At 71.0% G+C, this 14,831-nt stretch carries 3 protein-coding genes; all 3 read left to right on the top strand.

The features are described 5' to 3' along the window. Nucleotides 1-30 precede the first annotated feature (30 nt). The 3 genes from O7605_RS20815 to O7605_RS20825 are packed head-to-tail and all read left to right on the top strand — an operon-like array spanning nucleotide 31 to nucleotide 14,809. Nucleotides 31-10,815 carry a non-ribosomal peptide synthetase gene (locus tag O7605_RS20815; RefSeq protein ID WP_269740710.1) on the top strand — a complete coding sequence of 3,595 codons (10,785 nt, stop codon included), beginning with the start codon at nucleotides 31-33 and terminating at the stop codon, nucleotides 10,813-10,815. Next, the gene (locus O7605_RS20820; RefSeq protein WP_269740711.1) at nucleotides 10,812-14,600 is read left to right on the top strand and encodes an amino acid adenylation domain-containing protein; all 3,789 of its coding nucleotides are present in this window, start codon (nucleotides 10,812-10,814) and stop codon (nucleotides 14,598-14,600) included. The genes O7605_RS20815 and O7605_RS20820 overlap by 4 nt, the downstream gene beginning before the upstream one ends. After that, entirely contained in the window at nucleotides 14,597-14,809 is a 213-nt protein-coding gene (locus O7605_RS20825; protein ID WP_269740712.1) for an MbtH family protein, read from the top strand. Before O7605_RS20820 ends, O7605_RS20825 begins: the two co-directional genes overlap by 4 nt. Nucleotides 14,810-14,831 lie beyond the last annotated feature (22 nt).

The raw sequence follows: 14,831 nt of genomic DNA on the forward strand, positions 1-14,831 counted from the left end.
CGCAGCCGAGCGCGAGAGAGGTACGCACGTATGAAGAAGTCCGCCGTCGAGAACATCCTGCCGCTGACGTCGTTGCAGGAGGGATTTCTCTTCCACGCGCTGTACGACCGTGAGGGCCTGGACGTCTACACCGCGCAGATGGCCATCGAGCTGACCGGCGAGCTGAACGCCAGCGCACTGCGGGCAGCCGGCGAGACGATCGTGCGGAGGCACGCCAACCTGCGGGTCGCGTTCCGCTACCGCGGTCTGGACCGGCCGGTGCAGGTCGTCCGGCGCGAGGTGCGTACCCCGTGGCGGGAGGTCGATCTCAGCAACGCCGAGACACCGGAGGACGCGTACGCCGAACTGCTCGACGCCGAACGGGCCCGCCGCTTCGACATGGGCCGGGCCCCGCTGCTACGGTTCGTCCTGGTCACGCTGCCGGACAAGACCCACCGACTGGTCCTGACCATGCACCACATCCTGATCGACGGCTGGTCGGTCCCGGTGCTGCTGGACGAGCTGTTCGCGCTCTACGAGTCGCACGGCGACCCGGCCGGGCTGCCCCGGGTGGCGCCCTACCAGGACTATCTGGCCTGGCTGAACCGCCAGGACCGGCCGGCCGCGCAGACCGCCTTCGCCGAGGCGCTCGCCGGCCTCGTCGAACCCACGCTGGTGTCGGGAGCGGAACGGGGTGACGCGGTCGCCCCGGAGAGCGTCCTGGTCGAGCTGTCCAAGGACCTGACCGACCGGCTCACCGCGACCGCGCGCAGCCGCGACCTGACCCTCAACACGTTCCTCCAGGCGGCGTGGGGCATCGTGCTCGGCCGCTACCTGGGCCGTACCGACGTCGTGTTCGGCGGGACGGTCTCGGGCCGCCCGCCCGAACTGCCCGGAGTCGAGCACATGGTCGGGCTTCTGATCAACACCCTGCCGGTCCGGGTCCGGTGGTCCGACCGGGACTCGCTCGCCGACGTGCTGACCTCGTTGCAGCGCCGACAGGCCGAGCTGATGCCGCACCAGCACGCCGGGCTCACCGAGGTGCAGCAGGCCGCCGGGCTGGGCGAGCTGTTCGACACGGCCACCGTCTTCGAGAACTATCCGGTCGATGTGGACAGCACGCCCGCGCTGTCCGACGGGGTACGGATCACCGATTTCCAGGCCCGGGACGCCACCCACTTCGCGGTCAGCGTGGTCGGTATGCCCGGCGAGCGGCTGTCGTACCGGCTGGACTTCCGGCCGGACGTCTTCGACGCGGCCACGGTGACCCGGTTCGCCGAGGGGATGCGGAGGCTCCTCGAGACCGTGGCCACCGACCCGGATCTGCCGGTCGCGGCCGTCGACCTGCTTACCGCGGACGAGCGCACCCGCATCCTGGAGACCTGGAACGACACCGGCCGCCCGGTCGACCGGGTGACCCTCACCGAACTGCTGGATCGGCAGGCCGCCCGGACGCCGGACGTGATCGCCGTGACCGGCGGTGGCACCGAACTGACCTACCGGACCCTGCACGCCGAGGCGAACCGGCTGGCCCGGGTGCTGATCGCCCGCGGCGCCGGCCCGGAACGGCTGATCGCGATCGCCCTGCCGCGCCAGCCGATGCTCCTCGCCGCCCTGCTCGCCGCGCTCAAGAGCGGCGCCGGATACCTGCCCGTCGACCCGGACCAGCCGGCCGATCGGCTCACCGGCATGCTCGCCGAGACCCGGCCGGTGTGCCTGGTGACCACGGCCGCCATCGCGGGCGGGATGCCCGACACCGGTGTGCCGGTCGTGTTGCTCGACGACAACGACCTGCGTACGGAGATCGCCGCCCAGCCCGACAACGACGTGTCCGACTCCGACCGGCTCGCTCCGCTGACGACGGCACACCCGGCGTACGTCATCTACACCTCCGGATCGACCGGTAAGCCCAAGGGCGCGCTGATCGAGCACCGGGCCGCGGTGAACTACCTGGCCTGGGCGGTCGACACCTATCCGGCGGTGGGTGACAGTGTGCTGCTGCACTCGCCGATCTCGTTCGACCTGACCGTCACCGGGCTCTACGCCCCGCTGATCTGCGGTGGCCGGGTGCAACTGGGAACCCTGACCGAAGACGATCACCCGGACACCCGGTTCGCCTACCTCAAGGCCACCCCGAGCCACCTTCAGCTGCTCAACGTGCTGCCCGCCGAGTTCTCCCCGACCGCCGAACTGGTGCTGGGCGGTGAGCCCCTGCCCGGCCGGCAGCTCGACGTGTGGCGTGTCGCCCACCCCCGGGCGCGGGTCATCAACGAGTACGGGCCGACCGAGACCACCGTCGGCTGCACGTGGCTGACGATCGAGCCGGGCGACGCCATCGACGCCGAGGTGCTGTCCATCGGCCGGCCCATCTGGAACACCCGGGCGTACGTGCTGGACGCCGCCCTGGCACCGGTCGCTCCGGGGGTCGTCGGCGAGCTGTACATCGCCGGAGACAACCTGGCCCGCGGCTACATCGCCCGGCCCGGCCTCACCGCCGGCCGGTTCGTCGCCGACCCGCTCGGCGAGCCCGGTGCCCGGATGTACCGCACCGGCGACCTGGCCCGCTGGTCCGAGGACGGGTTGCTGTGGTTCGCCGGGCGCTCCGACGACCAGGTGAAGATCCGCGGCTACCGGGTCGAGCTGGGCGAGATCGAGTCGGTGCTGTCCACTCACCCGGACACCGGACCGCTGGCCGTCCTGGTGCACGAGGAGGCGGGTGACAAACGGCTGGTGGCGTACGTGGTATCCGCCGCCGGCACCCGACTTGACGTCGCCGCACTACGGGCGCACGTGGCCGCGGAACTGCCCGCGTACATGGTGCCGGCCGCGTTCGTGGAGCTGGACGCGCTGCCGCTGACCGTCAACGGCAAGCTGGACAAGCGCGCCCTGCCGGCCCCGGTCTTCGGCGAGGGCACCGCCCCGGCGGCCACCGGGCGGTTCCGGTCGCCCACCGAGGAACTTCTCGCCGGTGTCTTCGCCGACGTGCTCGGGGTCGCCTCGGTCGGCCGCGACGACAGCTTCTTCGACCTCGGCGGGCACTCGCTGCTCGCCACCCGGCTGGTCGGCAAGGCCCGTTCCGTGCTCGACGTCGAGCTGACCATCCGCTCGGTGTTCGAGTCGCCGACGGTCGCGGCGCTGGCCCGGGTGGTGGAGACCGCACAGGGCGCCCGCCCCGCGGTCCGGCCGATGCCGCGCCCCGACGTCGTGCCCCTGTCGTACGCCCAGCAGCGCCTGTGGTTCCTCAACACCCTGGAGGAGAGCGCGGCCGCCTACCACCTGCCGCTTGCCGTCCGGCTCACCGGTGAACTGGACCGGGAGGCGCTCGTCGCCGCGCTGGGTGACGTGCTGGACCGGCACGAGGCGCTGCGCACCGTGTTCCCGCAGGCCGACGGACAACCCCGGCAGGAGGTGCTGGCCCCGCCCGAGGCGCGTACCCGACTGACCGCCGCCGTCGAACGGTGCGAGACCGACGAGGACCGGCTGCCCGGCCGGCTCGCCGAGATCGTCGCCCGACGGTTCGACCTGAGCACCGACCTGCCCGTGCGCGTCGCCCTGCTCGACCTCGCCGACGACGAGTGCGTGCTGCTTGTGGTGGTGCATCACGTGGCGGGTGATGGGTGGTCGTTGGGTCCGTTGTTCAGGGATTTTGGGGTGGCTTATCGGGCTCGGGTTGTGGGTGTGGTGCCGGTGTTTGGTGTGTTGCCGGTGTCGTATGTGGATTTTGGGTTGTGGCAGCGGGAGTTGTTGGCGTCTGTGGGTGGGCGTCAGGTGGAGTTTTGGCGTGAGGCGTTGGCGGGTGCGCCGGTGGTGGTGGATTTGCCGGTGGATCGGGTGCGTCCGGTGGTGGCGTCGTATGTGGGTGCTCGGGTGGATGTGGTGTTGCCGGTGGGGGTGCATGCGCGTGTGGTGGAGGTGGCCCGGGCGCGTGGGGTGAGTGTGTTCATGGTGTTGCAGGCGGCGGTGTCGGTGTTGTTGGCGCGGTTGGGTGCGGGCACGGATGTGGTGGTGGGCACGGCGGTGGCGGGGCGTGTCGATGAGGTGGTGGAGGACCTTGTCGGGTTTTTCGTGAACACGTTGGCGTTGCGGGTGGATGTGTCGGGGGATCCGTCGTTCGCGCAGTTGTTGGAGCGGGTTCGTAGGGCGGATGTGGCGGCGTTCGGGCATCAGGATGTGCCGTTCGAGCGGTTGGTGGAGGAGTTGAATCCGCAGCGGTCGTTGGGTTGGCATCCGTTGTTTCAGGTGATGTTGGTGTTGCAGAACACTCCGCAACCGGATCTGGACCTGCCCGGCATCGAGGTCGCGGTGGAGGAAGTCTCCTCGCCGGTCGCGAAGTTCGACCTCATGTTCGACCTGGAGGAAACCTTCGACCGGGACGGCCGTCCGGCGGGGATCGTCGGTGGCATCGACTACGCGACCGATCTGTTCGACCACGCCACGGTGGAGGGCTTCGCCGCCCGTTTCCGCCGACTGACCGAAGGGCTGCTCGCCGACCCGAGGGCGCGGATCAGTGCGGCCGATGTGCTCGCACCGGCTGAGCGCCGCCGGGTGCTGGAGTCGTGGAACGACACCGCGGTGCGGTGGGACGACAGCTCCCTGATCGAAGTCCTGGAGTCGGCGGGGCGGCGGTTTGGCGATCGGGTTGCGGTGGTGTGTGGGTCGGAGTCGGTGACGTATGGGGAGTTGCACGAGCGGGCGGGTCGTTTGGCTGGTGTTTTGGTCGGGCGGGGTGTGGGTTCGGAGTCGGTGGTGGCGGTGGCGTTGCCGCGGTCGGTGGATGCGGTGGTGGCGTTGTTGGCGGTGTGGAAGGCCGGTGGTGCGTATTTGCCGGTGGATGTGTCGCTTCCGGTGGAGCGTATTCGTTTCATGGTTGCTGACGCGGGTGTGGTGTGTGCGATTGCTGATGATTCTTTGGCGGGTGTGTTTCCGCGGGTGGTGGGGGTTGGTGAGCGGGCGGATGAGGTGTTGTCCGGGGTGGTGGTTCCGGATGATTCTTTGGCTTATGTGATTTACACGTCGGGGTCGACGGGGCGTCCGAAGGGTGTGGCGGTGGCCCGGTCCGGGGTGGTGAATTTGCTGCGTTGGGCGGGGGACTTTTTCGGTGTTGATGGTTTGTCGTCGGTGTTGTTGTCGACGTCGTTGAGTTTCGATGTGTCGGTGTTCGAGTTGTTCGCGCCGTTGGCGGTTGGTGGTCGGGTGGAGGTGGTGCGGGATTTGACGGTGTTGGTGGAGCGGGGTGGGTGGTCGGGCAGTTTGGTTTCGGGTGTGCCGTCGGTGTTCGCGCAGATCGTGGCTTCGGGTGTGGATTTGGATGTGGCGCGGGTGGTGTTGGCCGGTGAGGGGTTGCCGGCGTCGGTGTTCAACGCGATCGACGCGCCGGAGATCGTGAATATTTATGGTCCGACTGAGGCGACGGTGTATTGCCTGGCGTGGCGTTCGGCGGGTGGGCGGGTGTTGTCGCGGCCGGCGTTGACCGGGCGTCCGGTGGCGAACACGCGGGTGTATGTGTTGGACGCCGGGTTGAATCCGGTGCCGCCGGGTGTGGCTGGTGAGTTGTATGTCGCGGGTGCTGGTGTCGCGCGTGGTTATCTCGGGCGGGCGGGGCTGAGCGCGCAGCGGTTCGTCGCTGATCGGTTTGGTCCGCCTGGTGCGCGGATGTATCGCACGGGGGATCTGGTGCGGTGGACCGCTGGTGGGGACATCGACTATCTGGGCCGGGTCGACAACCAGGTGAAGGTCCGGGGGTTCCGGATCGAGTTGGGTGAGGTCGAGGCGGTTCTGGCTGGTGTTGACGGGGTCGAGTCGGCGGTGGTCGTGGCCCGTGGTGATCATCTGGCCGGGTATGTGACCGGTGGGGTGGACGCGGCGGTGGTGCGTGAGCAGGCGGTGCGGGTGCTGCCGGGTTACATGGTGCCGTCGGTGATCACCGTGTTGGACGCGATGCCGATGAACGCCAACGGCAAGTTGGACCGGGCGGCTCTGCCGGATCCGGTGTTCACCGCCGGCGGTGGTGCTCGGGCTGCCGGGTCTGTCACCGAGGAGCTTTTGTGTGAGGTGTTCGCCGAGGTTCTGCGCGTGGAGTCGGTCGGTGTCGATGACGTGTTCTTCGACCTGGGTGGGCATTCGCTGTTGGCGACTCGGCTGGTGTCACGGGCGCGGGCGGTTCTCGGGGTGGAGTTACCGATCCGTGCCGTGTTCGAGGCACCCACCCCGGCCGGGTTGGCGGTGCTCGCCGCGGACGCCCCGCCGGCCCGGCCCGCGATCACGGTGCGTCCGCGTCCGGCGCGGTTGCCGTTGTCGTTCGCCCAGCAGCGGTTGTGGTTCCTCAACCGGCTCGACACCGGCGGTCTCTACAACATCCCGATCGCGATCCGTCTCACCGGTGACCTCGACACTCAAGCGCTGATCACCGCGATCGGCGCGGTCGTGACCCGACACGAAACCCTGCGCACCATCTTCCCCGACCAGGACGGACAACCCCGCCAGGAAATCCTCACCCCAACCGAAGCCCAAGCCCGGCTGGAGCATGCGGTCACCGTCACCACCTGTCCGCCCGGCGATCTGACCGCCCGGCTGCAGCACGCCGCGAACACCCGCTTCGACCTCGCCACCGACCTGCCGCTGCGGGCCTGGCTGTTCACCGGGGAGCCCGGTGAGTACGTCCTGTTGCTCCTGCTGCACCACATCGCCGGGGACGGTTGGTCGCTGGCGCCACTGCTGCGGGACCTCGCCGAGGCCTACCGGAACCCGCGAACCCCGCTACCGCAACTGGCGATCGGCTACGCCGACTACGCCCTCTGGGAGCAGGAGCAGCAGGGCGGCATGCTGGCCCGGCAGCTCGAATACTGGCGCGGGCAGCTGGCCAGCCTGCCGGACGCGGTCGAACTGCCCACCGACCTGCCGCGTCCGGCCGCGTCGACGCATCGGGCCGGGGTCGTCGAGTACCGCCTGGACGCGGACCTGCACCGGCGACTCACCATCCTGGCCCGCGAGCACAACGCCAGCCTCTTCATGGTGCTGCACACCGCGCTCAGCGCCCTGCTCACCCGCCTCGGCGCCGGCACCGACATCGTCATCGGCACCCCCGTCGCCGGCCGCACCGACACCGCCCTCGACGACCTCGTCGGCCTCTTCGTCAACACCCTCGTACTACGCACCGACACCAGCGCCAACCCCACCTACACCGACCTGCTCCACCAGGTACGCCACACCAACCTGGCCGCGCTCGCCCACCAGGACCTGCCCTTCGACCGCCTGGTCGACGACCTCAAACCCGAACGCTCACTATCCCGACACCCCCTCTTCCAAATCATGTTCGCCCTGCAGAACAACACCGACCCCGACCTACCACTCGACGACATCCACGTCGAAGCAGTCGACCTCGGCACCGGCCCAGCCAAATTCGACCTCACCATCGAGGTCAAGGAAACCTTCGACGGCGACGGTGCCCCGGCCGGTCTGACCGGGCATTTCGTGTACGCCCGGGACCTGTACCACCACACCACCATCGAGAGCCTCGGCCAGCGTCTCACCCGGGTACTGACCGCCCTGGTCACCGACCCGGGGCGGGGCATCCACGACACCGATCTGCTCACCGCGTCCGAACGCGATCACGAGCTGCGGATCTGGAACGACACCGTGAGCCACCCGGCCGGCACGACGATCGTCGGTCAGTTCGAGGAGTGGGCGGCGCGCGTGCCGGACGCCCCCGCGATCGTCTCCGACGAGGGCACGCTGACCTACCGGGAACTCGACCGCCGGGCCAACGCCTGGGCCAACCGGCTGCTCGCCACCGGGGTGCGGCTGGAGGACCGGATCGCGACGCTGCTCGGCCGCTCACCCGACCTGGTGGTCGCCGTGCTCGGTATCCTCAAGGCTGGATGCGTCTACGTGCCGCTGCACGACTCCTATCCGCTGGAGCGGCTCAACTTCATCCTCGATGATGTCGCGGCGCCGCTGTTGCTCACCGACCGGGAGACGCTGCCGGACGGCCTGCGGGTCACCGCCTCGGTGCTGCGGGTCGACCAGCCGGCCGGCGCCGCCGACCACGCTCCCGACGTCAGCATCGGGCTCGACCAGGCCGCCTACATTATGTACACGTCGGGCTCCACCGGTGTGCCGAAGGGCGTCGCGGTGACCCACGTGAACGTCGTCGAACTGGCCACCTGCGTGGAGTTCTACGGCGACGCGCACCGCCGGGTCCTGATGCACTCGTCGCACGCCTTCGACGCCAACACGTACGAGCAGTGGGTGCCGCTGCTCACCGGCGGCACCATCGTGCTCGCTCCGGACGGCGAACTCGAGATCGAGACGCTGCGGCGGCTGGCCCGGCACCATGACGTCACCACGGTCTTCCTCACCACCGGACTGTTCCGGCTGTTCGCCGAGGAGGCGCCGGACAGCTTCGCCGGCATCCGGGAGCTGTGGACCGGCGGCGAGGCTGCGCCCACCGACGCCGTGGCGCGGGTACGGCGTGCCTGCCCCGACCTGACCGTGGTGAACGTCTACGGGCCCACCGAGGGGACGGCCTACGCCACCCGGCACCCGATCGCGCCGGGGGACGACCTGCCTCGGACCGTGCCGATCGGGCTGCCGATGGACAACTCGTTCGCGTACGTCCTGGATCCCTACCTCGGCCTGGTGCCGCCGGGCACGGTCGGTGAGCTCTACATCGCCGGCGCCGGGCTGGCCCGCGGCTATCACGGACGGGCCGCCCTGACCGCCGAACGGTTCGTCGCCGATCCGTACGGGCTGCCCGGGGAGCGGATGTACCGGACCGGCGACCTGGTGCGCCGCGTCGCCGGTGGGGCGCTGGAGTTCGCCGGACGCGCCGACGACCAGGTGAAACTTCGCGGCTTCCGGATCGAACTGGGCGAGATCGAGGCGGTCCTGGAACGGCATCCGGCCGTCACCCAGGCGGTGGCGATGGTCCGCCAGGACCGGCCGGGCGAGCGGCGCCTCGTCGCCTACCTGATCGCCGGCACCGACCTGGACCTGGCCGAGGTCAACCGGCTCGCGACCGCGGCGATGCCGGAGTACATGGTGCCGGCGGCATACGTGATCCTGGACGCGCTGCCGCTCGCCGGCTCGGGCAAGGTGAACCGCAAACTCCTGCCGGTGCCGGAACGCGAGACCGGCGGGCTCGGTGGATCGCCGGAGACCGCTGCGGAGCGTGCCCTGGCCGGGGTCTTCGCCGAGGTTCTCGGCCGGTCCGAGCCGGGAGCCGAGGACGACTTCTTCGAACTCGGCGGGGACAGCATCCTCTCCATCCAGGTGGTCAGCCGGGCCCGCAAGGCCGGCCTGGTGCTCACGGCACGCGAGGTGTTCGAACACCGGACGGTGCGCCGGCTCGCGGCCCTCGCCCGGCGCCCGGTCGACCCGCTGGGGAGCACCGACGACGGCACCGGCCCGGTCCAGCTCACCCCGGTGATGCACTGGCTGCGGGCCGGCGGCGGCACGATTGACGGCTTCAACCAGTCCTACCTGGTCACCGCGCCGGCCGGGCTGACCGAGGAGACGCTCACCGGGGCCGTGCAGACGCTGCTCGACCACCACGACGCGCTGCGGGCGCGACTGGAGTCCCGGGAACTGCTGATTCCGCCACCCGGCTCGGTCGCGGCCGGTGACGTGGTGGTTCGGATCGACGCGCGGAACGCCCCGGACGGGTTGGTGGAACGGGAGACCGAGGCCGCCCGGCGGCGGCTGGACCCGTACCGCGGCGTCATGCTGCAGGTCGTCTGGTTCGACACGGGTGACGGGCCCGGCCGGCTGCTCGTGCTGGCCCACCACCTGGTGGTCGACGAGGTGTCGTGGCGGATCCTGCTGCCCGACCTGGCCGAGGCCTGCACCGCTCCGGGCACGACCACCCCGCAACCGGTACGGACCTCGCTACGCCGGTGGTCCACCGAGCTCACCGAGGCCGCCACCGGCAGCCGCTGGACCGGTCAGCTGCCCTACTGGCTGGACGTCGTCGGCGGCGAGAGCCCCCGGTTCGGCGCCGACCGACTGACCGCCGGGCGGGACACCCTGGCCACCGCCCGCTCGTACCTGTTCGAGCTGGACGTGACCCGGACCCGGGAGCTGCTCGGCCCGGTGCCGGCCGCGTACCGCCTGACCGCGCACGAGGTGCTGCTGACCGGGTTCGGGCTGGCGGTCCGCGAGTTCTCGGCCCGGCGTCACGGCGCGGCGGTTCGTACCCCGCTGATCGATCTGGAAAGCCACGGCCGGCACGAGGACGTCATCGACCCCACCCTCGACCTGTCTCGGACGGTCGGCTGGTTCACCGCGATCCATCCGATCCGACTGGACGTCCCTCCGCTGTCCTGGGACGCCCTGACCGCGGCCGGCGCCGAGACCGGAGCGGCCGTCAAACGGGTCAAGGAGTCATTGCGGTCGGTGCCCGACCGCGGGCTCGGCTGGGGCCTGCTGCGGTATCTCAACCCGGCCACCGCCGAGCGGTTGGCCGGGGCGGACCCCGCCCCGATCGGCTTCAACTATCTGGGCCGGCTGGCCGGCGGTGAGGACGCCGGGCCGGGCGGCGCCATCGGTGACCCGACCCTGGCGTTCGGCCACGTACTCGAGGTCAACGCCTTCGTCCGGGAGACCGCCGGAGGAGCCCGGCTGGTGGCCGACCTGACCTGGCCGGCCGCGCTCCTGACGCCGGACGAGGTGGCGGAGATCGCCGGGCTGTGGGGGGACGCGCTGGACGCCCTCGCCCGGCACGCCGCCACCCCGGACGCCGGCGGCCTGACCCCGTCCGACCTGTCCATGGTGTCGCTGTCGCAGCAGAACATCGATCTGCTCGAGGCGAAGCTGAACAAGGCTGCGAGGAAGTCGTGACCACCGCGATCGAGGATGTCCTGCCGCTCTCCCCGCTGCAACAGGGCCTGCTGTTCCACACCCTGTACGACCCGCACGGCCTCGACCTCTACACGGTGCAGCTCTACGCCGAGCTGGACGGGCCGGTGCACGAGGATCGGTTGCGCACGGCGGCGCGGACCCTGGTGGCCCGGCACGCCAACCTACGCGCCGTCTTCATGCACGAGGGCCTCGACGAGCCGGTCCAGGTGATCCGCCGCACGGTCGAGGTGCCCTGGGAGGTCGTCGACGTCGCCGGCGAGGAGGACTTCGCCGCGCACTACGAGAAGGAACGGGGCCGCCGGTTCACCCTCGACGAGGACGTGCTCCTGCGGTTCACTCTCTACCGACTGCCCGGCCGGCACCGGATCGCGATCACCCTGCACCACATCCTGCTCGACGGGTGGTCCATACCGTTGCTGCTGGAGGAGTTCTTCGTCGGGTACGAGGCCGGCGACCTGCCCCCGGTCGCCCCCTACCGGGACTACCTCGCCTGGCTGTCCCGGCAGGACGGTGCGGCCGCGCTGGCCGCCTGGCGTGCCGTGGTCGACGAAACCCTCGAACCGGCGCTGGCCGGCGTCACTTCGGAACCGGGGCTGCCGCGACTGCCGCACAGGCACACCGTGGAACTGTCCGAGGAGCACACCGCGCTGCTCAGCGCCGTGGCCCGCGGGCGCGGCTGGACACTGAACACCGTCGTCCAGGTCGCCTGGGGGCTGGCGCTCGGCCGGCTCCTGGGCCGCCGTGATGTCGTGTTCGGCGGCACCGTCGCCGGGCGGCCGGCCGACCTGCCCGGTGTGGAACGCATGATCGGGCTGTTCATCAACACCCTGCCGGTACGGGTCACCTGGTCACCCGGCACCACCCTGGCAGACCTGCTGACCAGCGTGCAGCGCGGGCAGACCGATCTCATGCCGCACCAGTTCGCGCCACTCGCCGAGATCCAGCGCCAGGCCGGCCGCGGACAGCTGTTCGACACCACCCTGGTCTTCGAGAACTATCCGGCCGACCCGATCGGGTCCGGTGACCCGGTGCCGCTCGGAGATGGCGTACGGGTCACCGACATGGAGGCGCGCGACTCCACCCACTACGCCGTCACCGTGATCGGCATTCCCGGCCGACGCCTGTCGCTCCGCCTCGACCACCGGCCCGACCTGGTCGGCGACGAGACCGCGGCCCGGCTCGGCCGGTGGCTCGTGCGGCTGCTCACGGCCGTTACCACCAACCCCGACCGCCCGGTCTCCGACGTGGCCCTGATCGAGCCGGGCGAGCGCGACAGCGTGCTGCGCGACTGGAACGCCACCGACCACCCGGTGCCCGCCCGAACCCTGGACGTGCTGCTGGAGGAGCAGGCGGCCGGCACCCCGGACGCGGTCGCCGTGGTGGCCGGCGACGAGGCGGTCACCTACGCCGTACTGCACGAGCGAGCCGGCCGGGTGGCCCGGCACCTGATCGAGCGGGGCGTCGGGCCGGGCACCGTGGTCGCGGTGGCGCTGCCCCGCTCGGTGAACCTCGTCGTGGCGCTGCTGGCCGTGCTCAAGGCGGGCGCCGCCTACCTGCCGATCGACCCGGACCTGCCGACCGAACGGGTGGCGGTCATGCGCGCCGACGCTGCGGCGGTCCTGGTGCTGGACGACGAGGCGGTCGTGGCGGACTGGTCGGCGCGGGGTGAGGCGGTCACCGCCGCCGACCGCCGGCCGACCCACCCCGACGACCTCGCCTATGTCATCTACACCTCCGGTTCGACCGGGGTGCCGAAGGGCGTCGGGGTGCCGCACCGGGGGATCGTCAACCGGCTCGCCTGGACCCAGGCCGAGTACGGCCTGACCACGGCCGACCGGGTGCTGCAGAAGACCTCGGTCGGTTTCGACGTCTCGGTGTGGGAGTTCTTCTGGCCGCTGACGGCCGGGGCCGGCCTGGTGATGGCCCGGCCCGGCGGGCACCGCGACCCGGCCTACCTTGCCCGGGAGATTCAGCGGCACCGCGTCACCGCCGTCCACTTCGTGCCCTCGATGCTCGAGGTGTTCCTCGCCGAGCCGGCCGCGGCGGGCTGCCGGGGCACGCTGCGGCGCGTCCTCTGCAGCGGCGAGGCGCTCCCGGTCGCGGCAAAGGACGACTGCCTCGACCTGATCGGCGCCGAGGTGCACAACCTGTACGGCCCGACCGAGGCCTCGGTGGATGTCACCGCCTGGCCGTGCGCCCGCGACGAGACCACCGTGCCGATCGGCCGGCCGGTCTGGAACACCAGCACCTACGTCCTCGACGACCGCCTCGCCCCGGTTCCGCCGGGCGTGCCGGGGGAGCTCTACCTGGCCGGCCGGCAACTCGCCCGCGGCTATCTGGGGCAGCCCGGCCGCACCGCGGAACGGTTCGTCGCCGACCCGTACGGTCCGCCCGGCACCCGGATGTACCGCACCGGGGACCTGGCCCGGTGGTCCGGCGACGGGCACCTGCTCTACCTGGGCCGCGTCGACGACCAGGTGAAGATCCGCGGCCAGCGCATCGAACTGGGCGAGATCCAGTCGGTGCTCAGCCGGCACCCGAGTGTCCGACAGTGCGCCGTGCTGGTCACCGACGGGCTGCTCGTCGCCTACGTGGTGGCCGAGGACGGCATCGCGCCGCGGGACGCGGACCTCGCCGCCCACCTGTCCGCCTCGCTACCGTCGGTCATGGTGCCCGCTGCGTTCGTCCACCTGGACCGGCTGCCGGTGACCGCCAGCGGCAAACTGGACCGGCGCGCGCTGCCCGCCCCCGACCGCGGCAGCCGAGGCGGCCGGGCCGCCGCCTCACTCACCGAGAGCCGGCTGTGCGCGGCCTTCGCCGAGGTGCTCGGCCTCGACACGGTCAGCCCCGAGGACGACTTCTTCGCGCTCGGCGGCCACTCGTTGCTGGCGGCGCGGTTGGTCGGCGCGGTGCGTACGGCGCTGGGCGTCGAGGTGCCACTGCGTGCCGTCTTCGAGGCGCGGACCCCGGCGGCTCTCGTACACCACATCGGCGCCGGCGGTGACGGTGTCCTGCCGCTGCGTCCCGGCGGCGACCGGCCTCCGCTTTTCTGTCTGCCGCCCGCGGCCGGATTGAGCTCCTGTTACGCCGGGATGCTCGATGAGCTCGACGACGACCTGCCGGTCTTCGGGCTGAACGCGCCGGACCCCTCGGGGTACGAGACGATCGGCAGCCTCGCCGAGCACTATGCCGAGCGCATCCGGGCCGTGCGCCCGCACGGTCCGTACCGGCTGCTCGGCTGGTCGGCCGGCGGCCACCTGGCGCACGAGGTCGCTGTCGTGCTCGGCGGCGAGACCGAGCTGCTCGTTCTGCTGGACGCGTATCCGCCCGAGCGGACCGGGCCGGTCAGCCGGGCCGAGGTCTTCGACAGCGCGTTCGGCGGCACCGGCCTCACCGTCGCCGACATCGACCGGCCGGACGGTCGGGCACGGGTGCTCGGCCTGGTACGCCGGGAACTCGGCCTCGACGAAGCGGTCGCCGCGGACGTGGCCCGCGGGGTGCTGGAGACCTTCCTCGCCACCACCCGGGCAGTGCTGGAGCACACCCCCGGCGTGTACCCCGGTGATCTGCTCTTCTTCCAGGCCAGGGACGCGGCACACGGCCCGGAGCACACGCCCGACCGCTGGCTGCCCTACGTGACCGGGGACATCGACGTCCGCACGGTCGACTTCGCGCACGCCGACATGACCCGCCGGGAGGTACTCGGCGCGGTCGCCGTGGCCGTCAACAAGGCCACGGCCCACGACAAGGAGGACCAGCGATGACCAACCCCTTCGACAACGCCGAGAACACCTTCCTGGTGCTTGTCAACCACGAGGGTCAGCACTCACTGTGGCCCGATTTCGTCGAGGTGCCCGCCGGCTGGCAGATCACCTTCGGCCCCGGCACCCGCGAGTCCTGCCTCGCCTACGTCGAGGAGAACTGGACCGACATGCGGCCGAACAGCCTGATCGCGGCGAGCGCTCCGAACTGACGACCGACACTCTTCGAACGGG

The sequence above is a fragment of the Verrucosispora sp. WMMA2121 genome (assembly GCF_027460185.1).
GTDB lineage: Bacteria > Actinomycetota > Actinomycetes > Mycobacteriales > Micromonosporaceae > Micromonospora > Micromonospora palythoicola.

What these genes read in the sequence shown, in the direction of transcription:
- O7605_RS20815 (WP_269740710.1), top strand. Translation starts at nt 31, where the DNA reads ATGAAGAAGTCCGCCGTCGAGAACATCCTGCCGCTGACGTCGTTGCAG.
- O7605_RS20825 (WP_269740712.1), top strand. Translation starts at nt 14,597, where the DNA reads ATGACCAACCCCTTCGACAACGCCGAGAACACCTTCCTGGTGCTTGTC.